The sequence below is a fragment of the Caulobacter henricii genome, from assembly GCF_001414055.1.
Lineage (GTDB): Bacteria > Pseudomonadota > Alphaproteobacteria > Caulobacterales > Caulobacteraceae > Caulobacter > Caulobacter henricii.
This window is the reverse complement of record NZ_CP013002.1, coordinates 3,542,675-3,566,479: the sequence shown is the minus strand read 5'-3', so window position 1 is coordinate 3,566,479 and position 23,805 is coordinate 3,542,675. Positions and strand designations below refer to the sequence as shown.

Sequence of the window (23,805 nt, the reverse complement as noted above, 5' to 3'; positions counted from 1 at the left end):
TCGAAGGGAGGGCGTTCAATTCGGTATGAAGCCTGGACGGCTGCCGTCAGAAGGCGGCGCTGAAGATCGTGCCATCCGGCATCAGGGCGGCGCGTTTGACCCCGTCGGAGGCAAAGGGCATGGCGATATGGCCGTCCCGGTCGACGCTTATCAGTCCGCCGTCGCCGCCCAGGGCCGCGATCCCGGCTATGGCCGCCGCCGCCGCACTTTCCAGGCTCTCGCCACCGAAACGCATGCGATGGGCGATCTGCACCGCCACGGCGGTGCGGATGAAATACTCACCCTGGCCGGTGCAGGAGACGGCGACCCTGTCGTCGGCCCAGGCTCCGGCCCCGATGATGGGCGAGTCGCCAATTCGACCAGGAAGTTTGCCAAAGACTCCGGCCGTCGAGGTAGCGGCCGCCAGCCGGCCCTCGGCGTCGCGGACCACGCATCCGACCGTCCCGGTCGGGAGTTCGGGCGGGTGATTGGTCTCGAAGGCCGCCGCCTGGGTGAACCAGCTGTCCGGATCGGCGATTTCCTTCAGGCCCTGGGCTCGCGCGAAGGCCATGGCCCCCTCGCCGGCCAGCATCACGTGCGGGGTCTTTTCCATCACCGCCCGGGCCGCGAGAATCGGGCTCTCGAAACCCTGCAGGGCGGCGATCGACCCGGCCCGACCGCTGGTGCCGTCCATCAGGCAGGCATCCAGCTCATAGGCCCCGGCCGCATTGGGCGAGGCCCCCTTGCCGGCGATATAGAGGCCGCTGGCCTCCAGGGCGACGACGGTCTCGACCGCGACGTCCAGGGCGCTGGCCCCGGCGGCCAGTCGGTCCCGCGCCGCCTCGACCAGGCCGGCCATGTGGGCGATCTCCTGGCTGTAATCGTGACCGGGAGCCGAGCCGGCACCACCGTGCAGGGCCAGACTAAAACGCTTGTTTGACATTCTGCTTCCTTGGCCGCGCGCCCTGCGTTAGCGTCCCGGCTCTTAAAGAAAAACCTCGGGAGATGACAGATGAAGGCGGTTCTCAGCACGGCGGTCGGCGGCCCCGAAACCCTGGAATTGTCAGAACTGCCCGATCCCGTGGCCGGTCCCGGCCAGGTGCTGATCGATGTGAAGGCCTGCGGCGTCAATTATCCGGACGTCCTGATCATCGAGGACAAGTACCAGTTCAAGCCTACCCGTCCCTTCGCGCCGGGCGGTGAGGTCTCTGGCCTGATCGCCGCCGTCGGCGAGGGCGTGACGAAATTCAAGGTTGGCGACCGGGTCCTGGCCTCGACCGGCTGGGGCGGCATGGCCGAGAAGCTGGCCCTGGAAGAGGGGCGCTGCACCAAGATCCCCGACAACATGCCCTTCGACGAGGCGGCGGCCTTCATCCTGACCTATGGCACCTCCTATTATGCCCTGAAGGATCGCGGCAGCCTGAAGGCCGGCGAGACCCTGCTGGTGCTGGGTGCGGCCGGCGGCGTCGGCCTGGCGGCGGTGGAACTGGGCAAGGCGGCCGGGGCGCGGGTCATCGCGGCGGCCTCCAGCCAGGAAAAGGTCGATCTGGCCATCGCCCACGGTGCCGACAGCGGCGTCGTCTATCCGCGCGGTCCATTCGACAAGGACGGCCAGAAGGCCCTGGCCAATCTGATCAAGGAGGCCTGCGGTCCCAATGGCTGGGACGTGGCCTATGACGCGGTCGGCGGTGACTATTCGGAGGCCACCATCCGCGCTGCGGGCTGGAACGGCCGCTTCCTGGTGATCGGCTTCCCGTCGGGCATCGCCAAGGTGCCGCTGAACCTCACCCTGCTGAAGTCCTGCGACATTGTCGGGGTCTTCTGGGGCGCGGCGGTGGCCCGCGATCCGGCCGGCCATGCCCAGAACGTCAGGGAGCTGATGGCCCTCTATGCCGAGGGCAAGATCAAGCCCCATGTCTCCGAGCGCTTTCCGCTGGAGCGGGCCGGCGAGGCCATCGCCCATCTGGCCAGCCGCAAGGCCATGGGCTAGGTCGTCGTCACCAACGACTAGGACGTACTGACCCTGACGGCCAAGCCCTTGTGCCGTCAGGGTTAAGCCCCGCTAAGGATGAAATTTATCGGGATGCTTACCGGGTCTTCGTAAGGCTGAACGCGGTTCTTGAGAAAGCCGCAGATGCCCGAGATCGCCCCTTCCGTTCCGTCGCCGCCAGTCGCCACCCGTCCGTTCCGCCTGAAGCGTCGCGCCAATGAACGGGTCCGGCTGCTGGGCGAGCGCATGGATCTTGTGCGGCACGAGGAGGTCTTCCACTTCGTGGCGGCGCGCCTGAACCGGGGCGTGTCCTCGATCATCGCCAACCACAATCTGCACAGCCTCTATCTGGTCCGCAGGAATGCCAGGATCCGGGCCTTCTTCGACTCTGCCGACCTGGTCGAGGTGGATTCGACGCCGCTGCTGGCCTGGGCCCGGGTGATCGGCCGCAACAGCCGGCAGTTCCATCGCTGCACCTATCTCGACTGGCGGGATTTCTTCTGGGCCCGGGCCCGACAGGAAAACTGGCGGGTCTTCTTCGTCGGCGGGGCCCCCGGCGTAGCCGATGCGGCCCGCGAGAGGATCCTGGCCGACCATCCCGGCGTCGAGCTTGCGACCCACCACGGCTATTTCGATGCCCGCTGCGGCTCGGCGGAGAACACGGCGGTGGTCGAGGCGATCAACGCGTTCAAGCCCCATATCCTGCTGGTCGGCATGGGCATGCCGCGCCAGGAGATCTGGGTGCTGGAGAACCACAAGGCGATCACCCACCCCTGTGCCCACTTCACGGTCGGCGGAGCTTTCGACTATGAGGCCGGGGTCCAGAAGGCGGCCCCGCGCTGGATGGGGCGGCTCGGCGTCGAATGGCTGTTTCGTCTGCTCGCCGATCCGCGCCGGCTGTTCTCGCGCTACTGCATCGAGCCCTGGTTCCTCATCGGCCCGGCCCTGGGCGACCTGCGCCAGGCCTTCCTGACCCGATCCGATACCCGCATCGATGGCGCGACCGCCTTTCCAGGCTAGCCAAGCCCCGGGTCCTCCGCGAATATGAACACTGATCACCGATCCAGCAGAGGTCGGGGTGTCATAGGGAGGGACTGCACATGGCTGGACGTCTGAACGGCAAGGTGGCCGTGATCACCGGGGCATGCTCGGGGATCGGGCTCGGGACGGTCGAACTGTTCGTCGCCGAGGGGGCCAGCGTCATCGCCGCCGACCTGCAGGACGACAAGGGCGCGATGCTCGAAAAGCGTTTCCCCGACCGGGTCCGTTTCGCCCGCTGTGATGTCACCGTCGAGGCCGATATTGCCCGGGCCGTGGCCATGGCCAAGGACGCCTTTGGCGGCCTCGACATCCTGTTCAACAATGCCGGCCATGGCGGCACGCCCCTGGGCGTGGCGGACATGACCGCCGAGGGCTGGGACCACACCTTTGCCCTGTTGGTCCGCGGTCCGGCCCTGGGCATGAAGCATGCCGTGCCCCTGATGCTCGAGCGCGGGGGCGGCTCGATCATCAACACCGCCTCGATCGCCGGCCTGCAGGCCGGGTTCGGGCCCCTGGCCTATTCGACCGCCAAGTGCGCCGTGATCCATCTGAGCCGCTGCGCGGCCGCCGAACTGTCGCCGGACCGGATCCGGGTCAATGCGATCTGCCCGGGCCTGATCGCCACCTCGATCTTCGGGGCCTCGATGGGGCTGCCGCGCGAGGTTGCCGACCAGATGGCGGCCCGCGTCGCCGAGGTCGGTCCGAAGATCCAGCCGATCCCCAAGGCCGGCCTGCCGGAAGACATCGCCCGCGCCGCCCTCTATCTGGCCTGCGACGACTCCGAGTTCGTGACGGGCACCCATATCGTCGTCGATGGCGGCATCACGATCGGTGGCCGCAGCAGCTGGGACAAGTCCGCGCCCTCGCCGATCCTGTCGGCCATGGGCATCACGCCGGAACAGGCCGAGCAGATGCGGGTGGCCATGACGGCCGGCGCGACGGGGTAACGGCAATCACCCTGACACCGAACCTGCGCGGCGCGCTGTGGATGCTGGCCTCGGCCGTCGGCTTCACGGCGATGACCACCCTGATCAAGTATCTGGGCCCCGGCTATCCCGCCGCCCTGCAGACCTTCTATCGCCAGCTGGCCGGGGTGATCATCCTGCTGCCGTTGATGGCTCGCGACTGGCGGGGGACCTTCTACACCACGCGGCCCGGCATTCTGATCTTCCGGTCGAGCGCCGGAGTCCTGGCCCTGATCCTGAGCTTCTATGCCTATCAGGAACTGCCCCTGGCCGACGCCAATGCCCTGTCCTTTACCCGGACCCTGTGGCTGGTGCCCTTCGCCGGCCTGATCCTGCGCGAACCGATCGGACCCTTGCGGATCTCGGCCGCCGTGATCGGCTTTCTCGGCGTGCTGATCATGCTGCAGCCCGGCGCGGGTGGATCCGCCGGCTGGTTGGGCTGGCCCCAGGCGGCGGCTCTGGCGGCGGCTCTGCTGTTTGCCCTGACCATTACCGGCATGAAGGTGATGACCCGCGACCATTCGCCGTTCACCCTGCTGGTCTATGCCGCCGTGCTGGGCCTGGTCTTCTCGATCCCACCGGCCCTGTTCGTCTGGCGCTGGCCCAGCTGGCCCGACCTTGGCCTGCTGGCGGCCATGGGCGTCATCGGCACCCTGACCCAGGGGGCCTATATCAAGGGCATGCAGGCCGGGGAGGCCGCCGTGATGGCCCCGATCGACTATACCCGGCTGGTCTTTGCGGTTCTGGTCGGCTTTCTGCTGTTCCACGAGGTTCCCAGGACAGCGACCCTGATCGGCGCGGCCATCGTGGTCGGCTCAACCCTGTTCATTTCCTGGCGGGAACACCAGGTTTCAAAGCGCGCCCTGGCCCCCGTCGCTCAGGCACCGGAATAGGCCCGCCGCCACGCCACGAACCTCGCCAGCCCCTCGGCCAGCTTCACCTTCGGTTTGTAGCCGGTGAGGGCCTGGAGCTTGTCGATATTGGCATAGGTGGCGGTGACATCGCCCGGCTGCATGGGCCGCATGATCTTGACGGCCTCTACGCCGAGTGCCGCTTCGAGCGTGGAGATCATCTCCATCAGGCCGACCGGGTCATTGTCGCCGATGTTGTAGACCTCATGCCCGCCTTGGGCCGGCGGGTGGTCGAGCACCCCGACAATGCCGTCGACGATATCGTCGATATAGGTGAAGTCGCGGGCCATCTTGCCTTCGCCGAAGACCTCGATGGGTTCGCCGGCGAGGATCTTCTGGGTAAAGCCGAAATAGGCCATGTCCGGGCGGCCCCAGGGGCCATAGACGGTGAAGAAGCGCAGGCCCGACTGGGGAAAGCCGTAGAGCCTGGCATAGCTCTGGCTGATCAGCTCGCAGGACCGTTTGGTGGCCGCGTAGAGTGACACCGGCGTCTCGGCCGGATCGGTCTCCCGGAAGCCTGAGCCGTTCAGGGGGCGGTCGCCATAGACGCTGCTGGACGAGGCATAGACCAGGTGCTCGACCCCGGCATGTCGGCAGGCTTCGAGCACGGCCAGATGACCCGCCAGATTGCTCCGCTCATAGGCAAAGGGATTGTCGATCGAGTAGCGGACGCCGGCCTGGGCAGCCAGATGCACGACCCGGCGGGCACCGGATGACTTGACCAGATCCAGCAGGACCTCGTGCTCGGCGATGTCCAGCCGGACCATGGTGAAGCCATGGCGGCCTTCCAGCCGCGCGGCCCGGGCGGCCTTCAGGGCCGGATCATAATAGCTGTTGAAATTGTCGATCCCGATCACCGTCTCGCCGCGATCCAGCAGGCGTTCGGCGACATGCATGCCGATGAAGCCGGCCGCGCCGGTGACGATGATCGGGATCGACATGTCAGCCGCGTCCGATCGAGGCGTAGGTAAAGCCGTGGCGGACCATCTCGCTGGCCTTGTAGACATTGCGCAGGTCGACCACGACCGGGACCTTCATCAACAGCTTCAGGCGATCCAGGTCCAGGGCGCGGAACTGGTCCCACTCGGTCAGGATCACCAGGGCATCGATGCCTTCGGCGGCCTCATAGGCACCGGCCTTGAAGTCCACGCCGGGCAGCATGTGGGCGGCCTCCCGGGCTCCTTCTGGGTCATAGGCCTGGACGCGGGCCCCCATGGCCTGCAGGGCCGGCAGGATGTCGAGGCTGGGGGCGTCGCGCATGTCGTCGGTATTGGGCTTGAAGGTCACGCCGAGCACGCCGATCGTCTTGCCTGTGAGATCGGTCGCGCCGATAGCCGCGGCAATCTTGCCGGCCATGGCCTTCTTGCGGGCGTCATTGACCTCGACGGTCGTCTCGATCAGCCGGGTCGGAGCCCCGAAATCCTGGGCGGTCTTGACCAGGGCGATGGTGTCCTTCGGGAAGCAGGATCCGCCATAGCCGGGTCCGGCATTGAGGAACTTGCCGCCGATCCGCTTGTCCAGGCCGATGCCCTTGGCCACCTGTTGAACGTCGGCCCCAACCTTTTCGCACAGGTCGGCCATCTCGTTGATGAAGGTGATCTTCATGGCCAGGAAGGCGTTGGCCGCATATTTGATCAGCTCGCTGGTCCGGCGACCGGTGAAGACGATCGGGGTCTCGTTCAGCGACAGCGGCCGGTAGAGGTCGCGCATCACCGCCTGGGCCCGCTCGTCCTCAGTGCCGACCACCACGCGATCGGGGCGCTTGAAGTCCTCGATCGCCGCGCCTTCGCGCAGGAATTCCGGGTTGGAGACCACGGCAAACTGGGCGTCGGGGCGAACGCGCCTGATGATCGCCTCAACCTCGTCGCCGGTGCCGACCGGCACGGTCGACTTGGTGACAATCACCGTAAAGTCCTCGATCAGGCCGGCGATCTCCTCGGCTGCGGCATAGACATAGGACAGGTCCGCGTGGCCATCGCCGCGACGGGTCGGGGTGCCGACGGCGATGAACACCGCGTCAGCGGCCTTGATCGCCTCCGCCCCTTCGAGGGTGAAGAACAGCCGACCTTCGCGAACATTGCGCGCGACAAGATCGTCCAGGCCCGGTTCGAAGATCGGGATCTCGCCCCGTTCCAGGCGCTCGATCTTGCTGGGATCCTTGTCGATGCACGTCACCACGTGCCCGAAGTCGGCGAAACACGCCCCGGACACCAGGCCGACATAACCCGTGCCAATCATCGCTACGCGCATCGAAACATCCTGATCCGATCGATCGCCGCCCGGCGGGCGACGTCTCTGCCTAATCCAGCAATCGCGGTGCCGAGGCAAGCCGCGCGGCTAAGACACTCAAGCTGATGACATCATCATGACGATCTTCGTGATGCGCCACCGCAGACTTTCAACCTTGGTCCAAAGTCGATAGCCAGAAGCCTGACGTGCGAAGGAAAAAAGATGCGGACCGTTCTGGTCGCCGGCGGTGCCGGCTATGTGGGCTCTCACACCTGTCTGGCCCTTGCTGAGGCCGGGTTCACGCCTGTCGTCCTGGATGACCTGTCCAATGGCCACCGGGAGCACGTGCAATGGGGGCCGCTGGAGATCGGTGACATTCGCGACGCGGCCCGGCTCGATGCCGTGTTCAACGCCTACAAGCCGGTGGCCGTGCTGCACTTCGCGGCCCGTATCGAGGTCGGTGAATCGGTCAAGGATCCGGGGGCGTTCTTTGACAACAATGTTTCCGGCACGATCACCCTGGTCGAGGCCGCGCGCCGGGCCGGCGTCGAGGCCCTGGTTTTTTCGTCCACCTGCGCCACTTTCGGCGATCCGGTGACCTTGCCGATGGACGAGACCCATCCCCAGGCCCCGCTCAATCCTTATGGCCGCAGCAAGCTGATGGTCGAGCAGGCCCTGGCCGACTATGGGCGCTATGTCGGGTTCCGCAGCACGGTACTGCGTTACTTCAACGCTGCCGGTGCCGATCCCGAGGGCCGAATCGGCGAATGGCACGAGCCCGAGACACACGCCATTCCCCTGGCCATCCAGGTAGCCCTCGGCCAGCGCCCGCATTTCACGATTTTCGGCGACGACTACGATACCCGCGACGGCACGGCGGTGCGCGACTATGTCCACGTTCTGGACCTGGCCGATGCCCATGTCGCGGCCCTGAACCGGCTTCTCTCCGGAGCGTCGAGCACCAGCTACAATCTGGGTACGGGTCATGGCACGACGGTCAAGGAGCTGATTTCCGGGGTTGAGCGCGCCACCGGCCGGCCCCTCCCGGTGCAGATGGCCGGTCGACGTCCGGGAGATGCCCCGATCCTGGTTGGCGACAATGCCAAGGCCCGTGCCGATCTGGGCTGGTCGCCGTCACGCGACCTCGATGTGATCCTCGGCAGCGCCTGGCGCTGGCATCAGGCCCAGGCCGCAGCGGGCCGGTGACCGGCGATCGGGGCTGATCCGGCCCCCAATTCGTCTGGATGGCGGAGGTTTCACGCACGACCCCGCGTTGAAACTGTTTATTTGTAACTCCTCCCGTATCGTTTGAGGTCTGTGATCCGGGGGAACCGCGTGTGTTAAAGGTTTTGACCTGTCTGACGACCGAGCATGATTATCGGTTGGTCGGCGTGGCAGCGGTCGTTTGCTTTGCGGCCTGCTTCACGGCGTTCAGGCTTTACTCGCGCATGCGCGGCGCCAAGGGGCTGGTCCGGGCGGCCTGGCTTCTGCTGACTGGGCTTGTCTGCGGCTCGGGGGTCTGGGCCACCCATTTTATCGGCATGGTCGCCTATGATCCCGGCCTCAAGACCGGTTACAGCCCGACCGGGACCTTGTTGTCCCTGATGATCGCCGTCCTGTTCATGGGCTCGGGCTTCGTCGTTGCGTCGGCCCAGCGCACCCGCACCAACGACATGGCCGGCGGCCTGATCCTCGGCATGGGCGTCGCGTCCATGCACTATACGGGCATGACTGCCTTCGTGACCCAGGGCCATCTGGTCTGGGAACATGCCACGGTTGGGGCCTCGGTCCTGTTCGGCGTCGCAGGCTGTACGGCCGCCCTGATCCTGGCGGGCCGCGCCCGCAGCCTCGGCAAGCAGGTCCTGGGCGGCGTCATGCTGACTCTCGGAGTCTGCGGCCTGCATTTCACAGGCATGGGTGCCATCACCACCGTGCCCGACGCGGCCATCATCGTGCCAGATCAGCTGCTGTCGGGCGGCGTCCTGACCCTGGCGGTCACCAGCATCACCGGCCTGATCATTCTGGGCGGCCTCGGCGCGGTTGCCATCGAATCCCAGACCACCCGTTCGGCGCTGGAACGCATCCGCCGGCTGGCCAATGCGGCCTACGAAGGCATCGTCGTGGTGCAGGACGGCCGCATCAATGATGCCAATGCCGCTTTCTGCGAGCTGCTGGGCGCTCCACTCGCCGAGATCACCGGCAAGCCCCTGTACGGCGAGATCCTGCGGTTCAGCGGCGGCGAAGGCTCTCGCGACGACGTCCGCCGCGAAGGCGTCCTGCAGCCGGTTGAGGGTGGCCGCGAAATTCCGGTCGAAGTCTTTGCCCGTCTGATGGACGACGGGGCCCGGACCGAGACTTCGGGTCTGACCGTGCTGGCCGTCCGGGATCTGCGCGAGCGTCGTTCGGCCGAGGAAAAGATCCGCTACCTGGCCGAACATGACGGCCTGACCGGCCTGCTGAACCGCAATTCGCTCCAGACCCGTCTGGCGGCGACCATCGAACGGGTCGAGGCCTCGGGCGAGACGCTGTCGGTGATCTGCATCGACCTCGACCACTTCAAGGAAGCCAATGACCAGCATGGTCATCTGGCCGGCGACGCCCTGCTGGTCGAGACCGCGCGCCGCCTCCAGGATTCCGTTACTGCGCCGTCCTTTGCCGCGCGCCTGGGTGGCGACGAGTTCATTGTCGTGCAGGTGGGGGGCGGTGATCAACCGACGGCCGCCGCCGAGCTGTCCGGGCGGATGCTCGATGCCCTGGCAACACCGGTCATGTTCGAGGGCCAGGATCTGACCATGGGCGCGAGCCTTGGAGTCAGTCTCTACCCGGATGATGGTCGCACCGCCGAGTCTCTGATGGCCAATGCCGACATGGCGCTGTCTCGCGCCAAGGAGGGCGGCCGCGGCATCTATCGCTTCTTCAAGCGGGAGATGGACGAGTCGATCCGCGAACGCCGGTCCCTGGCCCGTGACCTGAAACAGGGCATTACGGACGGGGAGCTGGTGGTCTACTACCAGCCCCTGGCGCGCGCCGCTGATGGTGAGGTCTGCGGCTTTGAGGCCCTGGTCCGCTGGCAGCATCCGACCCGCGGCATGATCCCGCCGCTCGACTTCATTCCGGTGGCCGAAGAGAACGGCCTGATCGCCCCGCTGGGCGAATGGGTCCTGCGCCAGGCCTGCGCCGATGCCGCCGCCTGGGAGAAACCCCTGCGGATTGCGGTCAATCTGTCGCCGCTACAGCTCAACAACCCCGCCCTGCCGACCCTCGTGCATGAGGTGCTGATCTCGACGGGCCTGTCACCGCATCGTCTCGAGCTGGAGATCACCGAGAGCGCCCTGTTCAAGGACTATCAGCGGGCGCTCGACAACCTGCGCCGGCTGAAGGCGCTCGGCGTCCGCATCGCCATGGACGATTTCGGCACCGGCTTCTCATCCCTGTCGACCTTGCAGTCCTTCCCGTTCGACAAGATCAAGATCGACAAGAGCTTCGTGGAAAACATCCATCGCCACGACCGCGCCACCGTGATCGTCCGGGCCGTCCTCGGACTGGGCCGCAGCCTCGAGATCCCGGTCGTGGCCGAGGGTGTCGAGACCCAGGAACAGATCAACTTCCTGCGCAGCGAGGACTGCGCGGAGCTGCAGGGCTATGCCATCGGTCGGCCGGGCCCCTTGCACACGCTCGAGGCCTGGACCCGGGCCAACCCGGCACCAGCCCAAGCCCCGGACCAGACGCAGGCTCCGGCCGAACCGCAGGCCACCCGGCGTTCGCGGCGGTCCGCGGCCTGACCGCGGACCGGGTCAGAACCCTGCCGCCTCGCTAGCGACTGCGCTTCAGGCTCCCCAGCAGCCCGCGCATGATCTCGCGGCCCGCCTGACTGGCGACGGTGCGCAGCAACGACTTGGCGAAGGTCTCGGCCATGCCCTGGCGGCTTGAAGCCCTCGGTCGTGGCGCGGTGCGCGCCTCTCGCGCTTCTTCCCGGGCCCGGACCTTGTCTTCGGCCTCGCGACGCTTTTCTGCCTCGGCCGCCTCCTGCGAGGCCTCGGCTTCGCGCTGGGCTTCCCGCGCCCGGCCCTGCAGGATTTCGTAGGCGCTGTCGCGATCCTGGGCGGTGTCATAAAGCCCGGCGACCGGGCTCTGGGCGATCAGGGCGGCGCGCTCTTCCGGCGTAAGCGGTCCCAGTCGCGAAGCCGGTGGCCGGATCATGGTCTTCTGCACGACACAGGGCGCGCCCTTGGCGTCGAGGGTCGAGACCAGGGCCTCGCCGACGCCGAGGCCCTGGATGGTCTCAGCGGTGTCGAAGGAGGGATTGACCCGGAAGGACTGGGCAGCCGCCTTCAGGCCCTTCTGATCGGCAGGGGTATAGGCGCGCAGGGCATGCTGGATGCGGGCACCCAGCTGACCCAGCACGGCATCCGGGATGTCGGCCGGGTTCTGGGTGACGAAATAGATCCCCACGCCCTTGGAGCGGATCAGGCGCACCACCTGCTCGATCTTCTCCAGCAGGGGCTTGGGCGCGTCATTGAACAGCAGGTGGGCTTCGTCAAAGAAGAAGACTAGGCGGGGCTTTTCGGGATCGCCCAGCTCGGGCAGCTCTTCGAACAGTTCTGACAGCAGCCAAAGCAGGAAGGTCGAATAGAGCTTGGGGGACTGGATCAGCTTGTCGGCGGCCAGCAAATTGACATAGCCGCGGCCGGCCACGTCGGTGCGCATGATGTCCGCCAGCTTCAGCGCCGGTTCACCGAAGAAGTTCTCGGCCCCCTGGCTCTGAAGGGTCAGAAGCTTGCGCTGGATCGCGCCAACGGTGGCCGGCGAAACATTGCCGTATAGGGTGCCGATATCGGCGGCGTGGTCGGCGACATATTTCAGGGCGGCCTGCAGATCCTTGAGATCCAGCAGCAGCAGTCCATCCTTGTCGGCCACGTGGAAAACGATGGTCAGGACGCCTTCCTGAACATCATTGAGCTCCAGCAGGCGCGCCAGCAGGACCGGCCCCATCTCCGAGATGGTCGTGCGAATCGGGTGCCCCTTCTGGCCAAACAGGTCCCAGAAGACGGTCGGGGGCGCGCCGGGGGTCAGGGTCAGGTCCATCGTCGCGGCGCGGGCCAGCATCTTGTCATTGGGTGTGCCGGCCACGGCGATGCCGGACAGGTCGCCCTTCACGTCGGCGGCGAAGACGGGCACGCCGGCCTCGGAAAAGGCCTGGGCCATGATCTGCAGGGTGACGGTCTTGCCCGTGCCGGTCGCGCCGGCCACGACGCCATGCCGATTTGACCGGTCCAGACGCTGGGTCACGGGTCCTTCCCCCAGTCCGATCAGGATTTCACCTTCACCAATCGTCAGCGTCATATGAAACTTCCTTCAAACTTGCAGTTCGACCCTAACCGCGCCCTTGCGTCGCGCCAATCGCGGCGGGCAGAGTATCGCGCCCTTCTGGAGTCGCTGAATGACCGTTTCCTCCTCGGCCGCAACGCGCAATGCCGTGGTTTTCCTGGCGGTGATCGCGGGCGGTGCAGCCCTGCTCTGGATGCGGGACATTCTGACGCCCCTGGCCCTGGCGGTGTTCCTCGCCGTGATGATCGACAGCTTTTCGCGCGTCCTGATCCAAAAGGCCCGATTTCCGAAGCACGTGGCCCTGCCGACCGCGATCGTCTTCCTGATCCTGCTGTTTGGCCTGTCCGTATGGTTGGTCGCCGAGAACAGTGCCGGCTTCGTCGACCAGCTGAAGACCTATGCGCCGAGGCTCAATGATGTGATCGCCAACCTGGCCCATGCGGTCGGCATCCATGTGGCCCCGACGATGGGTGACCTGATCACCCAGCTCAATCCGCAGCGTTTTGTCGGCGCGGCCGCCCAGAGCCTGCAGAACTTCGCGGCCAGCGCGGTGCTGGTTCTGATCTATCTGGGCTTCATCATCGCGTCCCGTCGCGGGTTCAGCCGCAAGATCGTCGCCCTGTTTCCGCAGTCGATCGAGCGCGGCCGGGCCATGGTGCTGTTTCACCGGATCCGCGACGGCATCGAGCAGTATCTGTGGATCCAGACCGTAACGGGCCTGATGATTGCCGTGGGAGCCTGGCTCGTCATGGCCCTGCTGCGGCTCGACAACGCCTTCTTCTGGGCCTTCCTGATTTTCCTGGCCAGCTACATCCCGATTGTCGGCGGTGCGATCGGCTGCTTCCTGCCGCCGCTGTTCGCCCTCGTGCAGTTCCCCGACAGCTTCGTGCCGGCCGTCGTCCTGTTCCTGGCCCTGCAGGCCATCTATTTCGTGGTTGGCAACATCGTCCTGCCGCGCATGCAGGGCGACAGCCTGAACATGGATCCGACCGTGGTTCTGCTCTCCCTGGCCCTGTGGGGTGCCTTGTGGGGCGTGCCGGGCATGTTTCTGTCAACGCCGCTGACCGTGGCCTTCATGGTCATTCTGGCCCAGTTTGACGGCTCGCGCTGGATCGCCATCCTGTTGTCGGAAGACGGCGATCCGCAGGTTGCCGGTGCGGCCTCGGACGGATCTAGCTCGGCTATCCCCACGCCTTCCACCGACACCCAACAGAAAGTCGCCGACGGGGACTTAAAATCCTGAAAGTGGCCCCTATCTCTGAAGTGTCCGACGCCCCCCCCATTGGTCGGACCCCGCGCGACGCAGCCTGGTTCTCCGGCGCGCCCGCTGCGGATAATGCCCGCCAGCCCCCCCCGGCGGGTCTGCGCCGCCGGTTCCCCCACCGGCGGCGCTTCCGTTGTTGCAAGACATTCCCAGAGCTCCTGAATTCGCAAGATCTTTTGCGTATTTTTGACGGCCTGGTTGAATCGCGCCCCAAAAAGTCTAGGTTGCTGCCAAAAAAACGCGAGGAAAACCCATGGTTGGTGCAAAAAATGACCCCCAGATTCAGGGGCCAGGTAGCGGCCAGCTGATCTCGGCTTTCGCCCAGGCCCTGGGAACATCCGTTGAGTCCCTGCCGGCACAGGCCGCTCATTTTCTCGCCCAGGCCCAGGATGACTGGTCCGCCGATGAGTTGCCCGGTTTTGACGCCGGCGATACCGCCGTTGCGCTTGCCGATTTCTGGCGCTTCGGCGAGACGGTCGCTGACGTCAACGAGCCGGCCATTCGCCTTCGGCCGGCCTGCAAGCCCGACGGGACGTCTCTGCGCGGAGATCTTCTTGAGATCATCCAGCAGGATCGTCCCTTCCTTGTCGACAGCATCATGGGCGCCGTAGCCGAAGCCGGCTTCCAGGTCCGCGCCATGTTCCACCCCGTGGCCGAGGTCGGCGGTCAGCGCCGCTCGATGATCCAGATCTATCTTGCGCCGGTGGGCGAGGATCGCGAAGCCGCCCTGATCCAGGCTGTCAGTGAAGCCCTGGCCGATGTCCGACTGGCCGTTCAGGACTTCGAGGCCATGCGCAACCTGATGCGCCGGACGATTACCGAACTGCGCGACACCAAGGTCGCCATTCCGGCGGAGGAGCGGGCTGAAGACCTCGACTTCCTCGACTGGCTGGCTGACGACCACTTCGTGTTCCTCGGTGCGCGGGTCTATGACTATCCCCGGACCAGCGATGGTGGTTATGCGGCCGAAGAGCCGCTGGACCGCCCCGAGGGAAATCTGGGTGTTCTTCGGGATGAAGTCCGGACCGTGCTGCGACGCGGCAGTGAGCCGGCCATCCTGTCGCGCCAGATTCGGGACCATATCGAGATCGGCGATCCGATTGTCGTCGCCAAGTCGAACCTGCGCTCGCGCGTCCATCGCCGCGGCTACATGGACTATGTCGGCGTGCGACGGTACGGCGCTGACGGCAAGCCCTCCGGCGAGGTGCGCTTTGTCGGGCTGTTCACGGCCGAAGCCTACGAAACCCGCGCCTATGACGTGCCGCTGATCCGCCGCAAGGTGGCGCGGGTTCTGGAGAGCGCCAGCAAGGACCCCGACAGCCACAACGGCAAGCGGCTGCGCAACATCCTCGAGACCTGGCCGCGCGACGAACTGTTTCAGACGGACACCGACCAGTTGCTGAGCATGGCGCTGGGGGTTCTCCACCTCTATGACCGCCCGCGGGTGAGCCTGTTCTCCCGCCGTGATCCGTTTGACCGGTTCATATCCGCCCTGCTGTTCGTGCCGCGGGAGCGCTATGATTCCGGCGTCCGCGAGCGGGCCGGCAAACTGCTCGCAGAAGCCTTTGGCGGCCGGGTTTCCGCCTATTATCCGAGCTTCACCGATGCGCCCCTCGCGCGGGTTCACTTCATCATCGGTGTGACCCCTGGGGACCATCGCGAACCGGATATGGCCCAGCTGGAAGCGGCGATTGCCGAGACGGCTCGCACCTGGGAGGACCGCTTCGATGCAGCAATCCGCGACGGCGGCGCACCTGGACGGGTCGGCTCGACCCTGGCGCGCTATGCCGGGGCCTTCCCGCCCGGCTATCGCGATCAGTATGACGCCGCCGAGGCCCTGGCCGATATCGAGGTCATCGATGCCCTGACCGAAGGCGAGGCCGTTCGTGTCCGCGCCTTCCGCCGTCCCGAAGACAGCGCCAAGACCTTCCGGTTCAAACTTTATCGACCGACTGCCGCCGCGCCCCTGGCCGACGTGCTGCCCATTCTCGAGCACATGGGCCTGAAGGCCCTGATCGAGGATGGCCACAAGGTTTCGCCCGTCGGCGACGGGGGTGAACCCGCGCCGGTCTGGGTCCATGAGTTCGTGCTGGCCGACGAGCAGGGCGAACACCTGACCTTCGGCGATGTGAAGCTGGCCTTCGAAGCGGCCTTCGTCGCCATCTGGACCGGTCGCGCCGAGAGCGACGGGTTCAACCGTCTGGTGCTGGAACTGGGGATCGGCTGGCGCGAAGCCGCCCTGATCCGGGGTCTGGCCCGCTATCGCCAGCAATCGGGGCTTGACCCCAGCCAGGGCGTGCAGGAGCAGGCGCTTGCCGATCACCCCGGCGTGTCGCGCCTGATCCTCGACCTGTTCCAGACCAAGTTCGATCCGGCCATTCTCGTCGACCTGCCGACCCGCAAGGAGCAGGCCAAGGCGGTTGAGGCCAAGATCAGCGAGGCTCTGCAAGCCGTCGAAAGCCTGGACGCCGACCGGGTCCTGCGCCGGATCGCCGCCCTGGTCGGCGCGATCCAGCGCACCAACTTCTATCAGCCCGGGGCCGACGGTCAGCCCAAGCCCTATATCAGCTTCAAGATCGCCTCCCGCGAGCTTGAGGACCTGCCCGCGCCCAAGCCCTATCGCGAGATCTTCATTTCCGCGCCGCACATCGAAGGGGTGCATCTCCGCTTTGGGCCGGTGGCCCGCGGTGGTCTGCGCTGGTCCGATCGCCGGGATGATTTCCGCACCGAGGTGCTGGGGCTGGTCAAGGCCCAGCAGGTCAAGAATGCGGTCATCGTGCCGGTCGGCTCGAAGGGCGGCTTCTATCCCAAGCAGTTGCCGCGCGGCGGAACCCCCGAAGCGGTGCGCAACGAGGCGATCAGGGCCTATAAGACCTTCCTGTCGGGCCTGCTGGACATCACCGACAATATCGACGCCGACAACCGGGTCGTGCCGCCGCCCTCAGTCGTCGTACATGACGGCGAGGACCCCTATCTGGTCGTGGCCGCCGACAAGGGAACGGCGACCTTCTCCGATATCGCCAACGGCGTGGCTGAAGACTACGGCTTCTGGCTGGGCGACGCCTTCGCCTCGGGCGGCTCGGTCGGCTATGACCACAAGGTCATGGGCATCACGGCCCGCGGGGCCTGGGAAGCGGTCAAGCGCCACTTCCGTGAAATGGGCAAGGACATCCAGACCCAACCCTTCACCGTGGTCGGGGTCGGCGACATGAGCGGCGATGTGTTCGGCAACGGCATGTTGCTGTCCAAGCAGACCCGTCTGCTGGCCGCTTTCGATCACCGTCACATCTTCCTGGATCCCAATCCGGACACCGCCTCGTCCTGGGAAGAGCGCGACCGCATGTTCAAGCTGCCGCGGTCGTCGTGGGACGATTATGACCGCAGCAAGATCTCGCCGGGCGGCGGTGTGTTCGCGCGCAGCCTGAAGAGCATTCCGCTGTCGGCCGAGGTTCGGGCCCTGTTCGAGATCAAGGCCGAGGCCGTTTCCCCGGCCGAGCTGATGACCGCGATCCTGACCTCCAAGGCCGAGCTGCTCTATCTTGGCGGCATCGGCACCTATGTGAAGGCTAGGGGCGAGAGCCATGCCGACGCCGGAGACAAGGCCAATGATGCCGTGCGGGTCAATGGCTCCGAGCTGCGGGTCAAGGTGGTCGGTGAGGGCGCCAATCTGGGTCTGACCCAGGCCGGCCGCATCGAGTTCGCGGCGGCCGGAGGCCATATCAATACCGACGCCATCGACAATTCGGCCGGCGTCGACAGCTCCGACCATGAGGTCAATATCAAGATCCTGACCGGCCTGCTCGAACGGGCCGGGGAGCTGGATCGCCCCAGCCGCAACATCCTCCTGGCCTCGATGACCGACGATGTCGCCCATCACGTGCTGGAGCATAATTACGACCAGACCCTGGCCCTGACCCTGCTGGAAAGCGATGCCACCAGCGAGGTCGACTCCCAGATCCGTTACATGGTCAATCTGGAAAGCCGCGGACGCCTGGACCGCAAGGTCGAAGGTCTGCCGACCAATACCGTCCTGCTGGAACGCGGCGCGGCAGGCAAGGGTCTGACCCGGCCGGAACTGGCCGTGCTGCTGGCCTATGGCAAGCTCGACCTGTTCGACGAGATCGTTGCCTCCAATGCGCCGGACGATCCCTGGTTTGAGGCGACCCTGCGCGGCTATTTCCCCGCGGCGCTCGATCGCTATGCCGACCAGATGCAGAAGCACCGGCTGAAGCGCGAGATCATCGCCACGGTAGTCGGCAACCAGATGGTCAACATGTGTGGCCCGACCTTTGCGACGCGCCTGAAGGCCGCCGCGGGCTGCGATGTCACCGCCCTGGTCACCGGTTTCACGGCTGCGCGCCGGATTCTCGGCGCAGACGCCCTGTGGGCCCAGGTCGGCGCGCTGGACAACCATGCCTCGGCCGCCGGTCAGACGGCGCTCTACAAGGCCCTGGCCTATGCCCTCCGCAGCCTGACCTTCTGGCTGGCCCGACGGGCCTTCCGCGACAAGGCGTCGGTCAAGACCCTGGTCGACAACTACGGTCCGGCGGTTGCGGAGCTGCGCGACATGACCCCGGCCGTGCTGTCACCCTATGAGCAGAAGGCCGTGGCCAAACGGGTCAAGGGCTACGTCGCCGAGGGTGCGCCGGAAGCCCTGGCCCAGGCCGTGGCGGCCCTGCAGCCCCTGACCATCGCCGCCGATCTGGTGGACCTGGCCGGCGGCTCCAGCTGGACCGTCAAGGCCGTGGCCCGGCTCTATCACCAGGCCGGGGCCGCTTTCGGCTTCGACCGACTGCGCGGCGCGGCCGGGTCCTTTGTCGGCGGCGACGCCTTCGAGCGTCTGGCCGTGCGCCGCCTGATCGAGGACCTGCTCAGTGAGCAGACCGCGATCACCCAGGCGGTGCTGAAGTTCTCGGCCAATGCCCAGGCCGGCGAGGATGAGCTTTCGGCCAAGGCGGCGGTGACCTCCTGGGCCGCCCTGCGGATGGATCGGGTGCGCTCGGCCAAGCGCACGGTCGAGGACATCGAGACCGCCGGTGGCGGCTGGACCTTCGCCAAGCTGACCATCGCCAATGCGGCGCTGCGCGAACTGGCCAACGCAGGCTAGGGTTGGATTTCGGTCTCCCCCAGCCGGGGGAGGCCGAAGGGGGGCTTGGGATGCACCAGGATGATCGGCGCCGCGTGGCGTGGGCTGCCTATGAATGGGCGCAACAGCCCTACTGGGCGCTGATCGCCACCTTCATCTTCACCCCCTATTTCGCGGCCGGCTTTGTGGGCGATGCGGCGCGGGGCCAGAGTCTTCTGGGCTATGCCGGTGCGGTGTCGGGCCTGGCGATCGCGGTGCTGAGTCCCCTGGTCGGCGCAGCCGTCGACGCCCGGCGCAATCCACGCACCTGGCTGATCGCCCTTGCTGTTCCGTTTGTTCTGGCCAGCGCCGGCCTGTGGCTGGCGACGCCGGGCGATACCTCGCGTATTCTGCCCGTCCTGGCCTGCCTGGTCGTGGCGGGGGTCACGGCCGAGCTCGGCGGCTCGGTGATGAACGCCCTGCTGCCGCTCGTCGCCCGACCGGGCCAGGTCGGCCGGCTGTCCGGTACGGCCTGGGCCATGGCCTATGTCGGGGCCCTCATCTCGCTGTTCATCGTGCTGTTCGCCTTCTCGCTGCCGGACAAGCCGATGCTCGGTCTGGACAAGGCCCTGCACGAGCCGGACCGCATTGTGGGCCCGATGGTCGCCCTGTGGTTCCTGCTGTTCAGCTGGCCTTTGATGATCAGCGCCCCGACGCCGCCGGCCGTCGCGCCGGACGCCAGACCCCTGGCCGAGTTGTGGACGACGATCAAAACCCTTCCGTCCCGGCCCCACATGTTGAAGTTCCTGGTCGGCCGGATGCTGCTGGGCGACGGGATTTCCAGCTTCATCGCCTTTGGCGGTGTGCTGGCGGCCGGACTGTTCGGCTGGACGACGACGGAGCTGGGCCTCTATGCCATCGCCCTTTCGGTGACGGCCGGCATCGGGACCTTCATCGGCGGTCGTGTGGATCAGAGGCTTGGGTCCCGCAAGACCGTGCTGATCGCCGTGGCCGTGGTGCTGTTCGGTGCTGCCGGGATCGGCTGCGTCGGCACGGACCGGCTGTTCTTCCTGATTCCGGTCGCACCGCCCGTGGACGGCGGAGCCCTGTTCGCCAGCACGTCCGAGCAGGTCTATCTGTTCTTCAGCCTGTTTGTCGGCCTGACCTTCGGGCCTGCCCAGGCGTCGCTGCGGGCCTGGATGGCCGAGCTGGCCCCGGTCGGAGAGTCCGGCCGCTGGTTCGGCCTCTACGCCCTGTCCGGCAAGGCCACGGCCTTTCTGGCCCCCCTGATCATCGCCATCGGCACCAGTGCCTTTGGCGATCAGCGGATCGCGGTGGCCGTTTCCGCCAGTTTCATGATCGCCGGAGCCCTGGTCCTGTTCCGAACGCCGGACCGGCCGCCCGCCGCCGGAGCCTGAGGTTGTAAATCCGGGCCTGTCGGGTCTAGGCTGCCCCGGAAATGCCTGGGGGGGCACATGATCAAGTCACGAATCGTCCTGCTGGATTCCCTGCGGGGCCTGGGGGTGCTGGGCATCCTGCTTTGCAATGCGCCGGACTTCGCCGTCACGGCCGGCCTGGCCGAGTCGGTACGGCACTGGCCGCATGGCACGGGTGCCGACACGGTCTCGGTCTGGGTCGCCACCCAGTGGTTGTTCCAGCGCAAGTTCGTGACCCTGTTCTCGATGCTGTTCGGCGTCTCGATCTTCCTGGTCGGGGGTGAACGGTCCGAGACCGAAAAGGGGGCCATCCTGCGCAAGCGGCTGATGTGGATGGTGCTCTTTGGCCTGCTGCACGGCTTTGCGATCTGGTTCGGCGATGTGCTGCTGAGCTACGCCCTGGCCGGTTTCGTCGTGATGTTTGCCCGCTCCTGGGCCCCTAGCCGGCTGTTCAAGGTCGGGATCGGCATCTGGATCGGCTTCAGCCTGCTGATGGTGGCCGGTACGGTCGCGGCTCTGTTCATCCCGCAGGATGCGGCCAAGGAGGCGGCCCGGACCGCCAAGGAGGCGGCCGAGAACAGTGCCGCCGCCGCCCAGTATGCCGGGACCTTCCTGCAGTCCCTGATCCAGAACGCCAAGGACCGCCTGCCGCTGCTGGCCGGGGAGCCGATCATTGCGGTGATGACCACCAGCCTGATGCTGATCGGTCTGGGCTGCTTCAAGACCGGCGTCCTGACCGGCGAGGCCTCGAAGAAGACCTATGTCATTCTCACCGTCGTCGGCCTGCTGGCCCTCGCGGTCACGGGCGGGCTCTTCATCACCTTTGCCCTGACCGGACTGCCCAGAACGCTCGGCATGGCGGCCGGGGTCGTGCAGATGGCCACCGCGCCCCTGACCACCCTGGCCTATGTCAGCCTGATGGTGTTCGCCTCGCGGTCAGCGGGCTTCTGGAAGAAGATCCCGGAGATCCTGGCCCCGGTCGGCCAGATGGCCTTCACCAACTACCTGACCCAGTCCGTGATCATGACCGCGATCTTCTATGGCGGCCGGGGGCTGAACCTGCATGGCAAGGTCGACCGGCCGGTCCTGGCCCTGATCGTCGTCGGCGTCTGGATCCTGCAGATCCTGTGGTCGAAATGGTGGATGGACCGCTTCACCATGGGGCCGCTGGAGTGGTTCTGGCGTCGGCTCTATCGCGGCCCGACCCCGATCCTGAAGGCCAGGGCCGCAGCCTAGCCCTCCAGGCCCTGCCTCAGGGCCTGGCTGAAATAGTCCCGGGTCTGGGCAAACAGGTCGGGCCGGTAGCGGGCGCGCGGATCATTGGCCCGGTCATCGTCAAAGGCGTGGGTGGCGTCGGCATGGAACACGGTGTCGACGCCCAGACCGTCGGCGATCAGCCGCTCCAGGGCGCGCTTGGGGGCCTTCCAGCCCACCACCTGGTCGCGGCCGGCCAGTACGGCAAACACCTTCGGCCCGCCGCCGCCCCAGCCCTGTCGCGTGGTCAGGGCGGGATAGCCGGCATAGGGATAGACCAGCAGCGCGCCACGGACCCGGTCGCGCAGCTTGGCCGGATCGGCGTCGGCCAGACCCGTCACCGCACCGACCCGGGGGCCGAGGGCAAAGGCGTCCATGATCGTCCAGCCGCCATGGCTCCAGCCGGCCAGGAAGATCCGCCGCGGATCGGCCCAGGCCTCGCCCTCGAGCCAGGCCATGACTCCGAACAGGTCGGCGGCTCGCCTGTGTCCGCGCAGCCTCAGGCCGGTACAGACCGTCAGCTTGGCGTCCAGGCTCGACAGGCCGCGCGGCTCAAGGGAATCGACGACCACGGCCGCATAGCCGGCCTCGACGGCCGTCTGGGCATAGGCCTCGAGAAACGGCGTCTTGCCGCCGCAGCCGTGCAGGATCAGCGCCACCGGGAAGGGGCCGGTGCCCTCGGGTTTAAACACCCGCGAGTGCTCGATGACCTTGGCTCCCCAGGTGGCGCTTTGCATCATCGGGATCCTAATGCCTGAACACCCGCACGCCGGTGAAGGCCATGGTCAGGCCCAGGCGGTCGGCGGCCTCGATCACCTCGCCGTCACGCATCGAGCCGCCCGGCTGGATGATCGCGGTGGCTCCGGCCTCGGCGGCCTGGATCAGCCCGTCGGCGAACGGGAAGAAGGCTTCCGAGGCGCAGGCGCAGCCCGCCAGGTCGAGGCCGAAATCGGCGGCGCGCAGGGCGGCGATCCGGGCCGAATCCTTGCGGTTCATCTGGCCAGCCCCGACACCGAGGGTCTGGCCGGCGCGGGCATAGACGATGGCATTGGACTTGACGTGCTTGCCCACTGTGAAGGCGAACAGCATGTCGCGGACCTCTTCGTCCGTCGGCTGACGTTTGGTGACGATCTTCAGGTCCGACGCCGTGATCCGGGCATCGTCACGCGACTGCACCAGGAAGCCCCCGGCCACGCTCTTGAAGGTGTCGCCGGTCGACAGGGCGTCCGGCAGGCCGCCGGTGACCAGCAGGCGCAGGTTCTTCTTGGCCGCAAATACGGCAATGGCGTCATCGTCCGCCTCCGGCGCGATCACCACCTCGGTGAAGATCTCGACCATCTGCAGGGCCGCCTCGCGGGTCAGGCGGCTATTGACGGCCACTATGCCGCCGAAGGCCGAGGTCGGGTCACAGGCCAGGGCCCGCTCATAGGCCTCGCGCTGGGTTGCGCCGACGGCCACGCCGCAGGGGTTGGCGTGCTTGATGATCGCCACGGCCGGACCGGCCGCCGGATCGAACTCGGCGATCAGCTCGAAGGCGGCGTCGGTGTCATTGATGTTGTTGTAGGACAGTTCCTTGCCCTGCAGCTGGGTCGCCGTGGCCACCCCGACGCGAGGGTTGGGGAAGGCGTAGAAGGCCGCCTTCTGGTGCGGGTTCTCGCCATAGCGCATCACCTGGCGCAGCTCGCCGGCGATCGCCTTGCGAGCCGGGAAGTCCTGACCGAGGGCGGCCGCGAACCAGGCGCTGATCGCCGCGTCATAGGCCGCCGTGCGGGCATAGGCGCGGGCCGCAAGGGTCTGGCGCAGGACCAGGCTGGTGCCGCCACCGGCGGCCAGGGCGTCCAGCACCTCGGCGAGGTCCGAAGGGTCGGTACAGACGGCGACATAGCCGTGGTTCTTGGCCGCCGAGCGGATCATGGCCGGGCCGCCGATGTCGATGTTCTCGACGCATTCGGCATAGCTGCCGCCCTTGGCCACGGTGGCCTCGAACGGATACAGATTCACATAGAGGATATCGATGCCGCCGATGCCGTGCTCGGCCATGGCCTGGGCGTGTTCGGGGGCGTCACGCACGCCCAGCAGGCCGCCGTGGACGATGGGGTGCAGGGTCTTGACCCGGCCATCCATCATTTCGGGAAAGCCCGTCAGGTCCGAGACGTCCTTGACCGGCAGGCCGGCCGCCGCGATCGCCGCCTTGGTGCCGCCGGTCGAGACCAGTTCGACGCCGGCCGCGTGCAGCACCCGCGCCGCCTCGACCAGGCCGGTCTTGTCGGAGACCGACAGCAGGGCGCGCTTGGGCGCAACGAGATCGGGGGCGGCGGGATAGTCGGGGGCGGCGGGCACAGC

16 protein-coding genes are annotated in these 23,805 nt (G+C 66.7%); 10 read left to right on the top strand and 6 right to left on the bottom strand.

Translation table 11 applies throughout. The features are described 5' to 3' along the window. Window positions 1–46: 46 nt before the first annotated feature. Complete coding sequence (locus AQ619_RS16725; RefSeq protein ID WP_062150308.1) at window positions 47–922, bottom strand: isoaspartyl peptidase/L-asparaginase family protein; 876 nt, start codon at window positions 920–922, stop codon at window positions 47–49. A gap of 69 nt (window positions 923–991) precedes the next feature. On the opposite strand from AQ619_RS16725, the gene AQ619_RS16720 reads away from it, so the two are divergent. From AQ619_RS16720 to AQ619_RS16705, 4 genes are all read left to right on the top strand, one after another. Next, window positions 992–1,969 (top strand): NADPH:quinone oxidoreductase family protein, encoded by a 978-nt coding sequence (locus AQ619_RS16720; RefSeq protein ID WP_062150307.1) that lies wholly within the window; start codon window positions 992–994, stop codon window positions 1,967–1,969. 144 nt (window positions 1,970–2,113) lie between these two features. After that, a complete protein-coding gene (locus tag AQ619_RS16715) occupies window positions 2,114–2,989 on the top strand; it encodes a WecB/TagA/CpsF family glycosyltransferase (protein WP_062150305.1) in 876 nt (291 codons plus the stop codon). Between the two features lie 80 nt (window positions 2,990–3,069). Beyond that, window positions 3,070–3,957: an SDR family NAD(P)-dependent oxidoreductase gene (locus tag AQ619_RS16710; protein ID WP_062150301.1), complete on the top strand. Its 888-nt coding sequence runs from the start codon at window positions 3,070–3,072 to the stop codon at window positions 3,955–3,957. A 5-nt stretch (window positions 3,958–3,962) separates the two neighbouring features. Next, window positions 3,963–4,868, top strand: a complete 906-nt coding sequence (locus AQ619_RS16705) for a DMT family transporter (protein ID WP_062151788.1) — start codon at window positions 3,963–3,965, stop codon at window positions 4,866–4,868. On the opposite strand, the gene AQ619_RS16700 is transcribed toward AQ619_RS16705, so the two are convergent. Both AQ619_RS16700 and AQ619_RS16695 read right to left on the bottom strand, forming a co-directional pair. Beyond that, the gene (locus AQ619_RS16700) at window positions 4,853–5,827 is read right to left on the bottom strand and encodes an NAD-dependent epimerase/dehydratase family protein (protein ID WP_062150295.1); all 975 of its coding nucleotides are present in this window, start codon (window positions 5,825–5,827) and stop codon (window positions 4,853–4,855) included. The two genes, AQ619_RS16705 and AQ619_RS16700, sit on opposite strands and share 16 nt — an antisense overlap. A gap of 1 nt (window position 5,828) precedes the next feature. Then, a complete protein-coding gene (locus AQ619_RS16695; protein WP_062150292.1) occupies window positions 5,829–7,136 on the bottom strand; it encodes a UDP-glucose dehydrogenase family protein in 1,308 nt (435 codons plus the stop codon). Window positions 7,137–7,337: 201 nt separating this feature from the next. On the opposite strand from AQ619_RS16695, the gene galE reads away from it, so the two are divergent. Both galE and AQ619_RS16685 read left to right on the top strand, forming a co-directional pair. Further along, window positions 7,338–8,321, top strand: coding sequence for a UDP-glucose 4-epimerase GalE (galE, locus tag AQ619_RS16690; protein ID WP_062150289.1), 984 nt, complete (start codon window positions 7,338–7,340; stop codon window positions 8,319–8,321). A gap of 131 nt (window positions 8,322–8,452) precedes the next feature. After that, window positions 8,453–10,897, top strand: coding sequence for an EAL domain-containing protein (locus AQ619_RS16685; protein WP_062150285.1), 2,445 nt, complete (start codon window positions 8,453–8,455; stop codon window positions 10,895–10,897). A gap of 31 nt (window positions 10,898–10,928) precedes the next feature. On the opposite strand, the gene AQ619_RS16680 is transcribed toward AQ619_RS16685, so the two are convergent. Next, on the bottom strand, window positions 10,929–12,458 hold the full coding sequence (locus tag AQ619_RS16680) for a helicase HerA-like C-terminal domain-containing protein (RefSeq protein ID WP_062150283.1): 1,530 nt from the start codon (window positions 12,456–12,458) through the stop codon (window positions 10,929–10,931). 97 nt (window positions 12,459–12,555) lie between these two features. Here AQ619_RS16680 and AQ619_RS16675 point away from each other — a divergent pair, with 97 nt between their 5' ends. The 4 genes from AQ619_RS16675 (at window position 12,556) to AQ619_RS16660 (ending at window position 21,444) form a co-directional block, all read left to right on the top strand. Next, on the top strand, window positions 12,556–13,686 hold the full coding sequence (locus AQ619_RS16675; protein WP_084746111.1) for an AI-2E family transporter: 1,131 nt from the start codon (window positions 12,556–12,558) through the stop codon (window positions 13,684–13,686). Window positions 13,687–13,960: 274 nt separating this feature from the next. Further along, a complete protein-coding gene (locus tag AQ619_RS16670) occupies window positions 13,961–18,814 on the top strand; it encodes an NAD-glutamate dehydrogenase (protein ID WP_062150279.1) in 4,854 nt (1,617 codons plus the stop codon). Between the two features lie 74 nt (window positions 18,815–18,888). After that, window positions 18,889–20,190, top strand: a complete 1,302-nt coding sequence (locus AQ619_RS16665) for an MFS transporter (protein ID WP_236849499.1) — start codon at window positions 18,889–18,891, stop codon at window positions 20,188–20,190. Window positions 20,191–20,247: 57 nt separating this feature from the next. Beyond that, window positions 20,248–21,444 carry a DUF418 domain-containing protein gene (locus AQ619_RS16660; protein WP_062150274.1) on the top strand — a complete coding sequence of 399 codons (1,197 nt, stop codon included), beginning with the start codon at window positions 20,248–20,250 and terminating at the stop codon, window positions 21,442–21,444. Here the strand turns inward: AQ619_RS16660 and AQ619_RS16655 are convergent. Continuing rightward, window positions 21,441–22,199, bottom strand: coding sequence for a dienelactone hydrolase family protein (locus AQ619_RS16655; RefSeq protein ID WP_062151785.1), 759 nt, complete (start codon window positions 22,197–22,199; stop codon window positions 21,441–21,443). The two genes, AQ619_RS16660 and AQ619_RS16655, sit on opposite strands and share 4 nt — an antisense overlap. A 10-nt stretch (window positions 22,200–22,209) precedes the next feature. Beyond that, window positions 22,210–23,802: a bifunctional phosphoribosylaminoimidazolecarboxamide formyltransferase/IMP cyclohydrolase gene (purH, locus tag AQ619_RS16650; RefSeq protein ID WP_062150270.1), complete on the bottom strand. Its 1,593-nt coding sequence runs from the start codon at window positions 23,800–23,802 to the stop codon at window positions 22,210–22,212. Window positions 23,803–23,805 lie beyond the last annotated feature (3 nt).

Coding starts and splice junctions, on each gene's coding strand:
- galE (WP_062150289.1), top strand. CDS start 7,338: ATGCGGACCGTTCTGGTCGCCGGCGGTGCCGGCTATGTGGGCTCTCAC.
- AQ619_RS16675 (WP_084746111.1), top strand. CDS start 12,556: ATGACCGTTTCCTCCTCGGCCGCAACGCGCAATGCCGTGGTTTTCCTG.
- AQ619_RS16725 (WP_062150308.1), bottom strand. CDS start 922: ATGTCAAACAAGCGTTTTAGTCTGGCCCTGCACGGTGGTGCCGGCTCG.
- AQ619_RS16670 (WP_062150279.1), top strand. CDS start 13,961: ATGGTTGGTGCAAAAAATGACCCCCAGATTCAGGGGCCAGGTAGCGGC.
- AQ619_RS16660 (WP_062150274.1), top strand. CDS start 20,248: ATGATCAAGTCACGAATCGTCCTGCTGGATTCCCTGCGGGGCCTGGGG.
- AQ619_RS16710 (WP_062150301.1), top strand. CDS start 3,070: ATGGCTGGACGTCTGAACGGCAAGGTGGCCGTGATCACCGGGGCATGC.
- AQ619_RS16715 (WP_062150305.1), top strand. CDS start 2,114: ATGCCCGAGATCGCCCCTTCCGTTCCGTCGCCGCCAGTCGCCACCCGT.
- AQ619_RS16680 (WP_062150283.1), bottom strand. CDS start 12,458: ATGACGCTGACGATTGGTGAAGGTGAAATCCTGATCGGACTGGGGGAA.
- AQ619_RS16720 (WP_062150307.1), top strand. CDS start 992: ATGAAGGCGGTTCTCAGCACGGCGGTCGGCGGCCCCGAAACCCTGGAA.
- AQ619_RS16700 (WP_062150295.1), bottom strand. CDS start 5,827: ATGTCGATCCCGATCATCGTCACCGGCGCGGCCGGCTTCATCGGCATG.
- AQ619_RS16695 (WP_062150292.1), bottom strand. CDS start 7,136: ATGCGCGTAGCGATGATTGGCACGGGTTATGTCGGCCTGGTGTCCGGG.
- AQ619_RS16655 (WP_062151785.1), bottom strand. CDS start 22,199: ATGCAAAGCGCCACCTGGGGAGCCAAGGTCATCGAGCACTCGCGGGTG.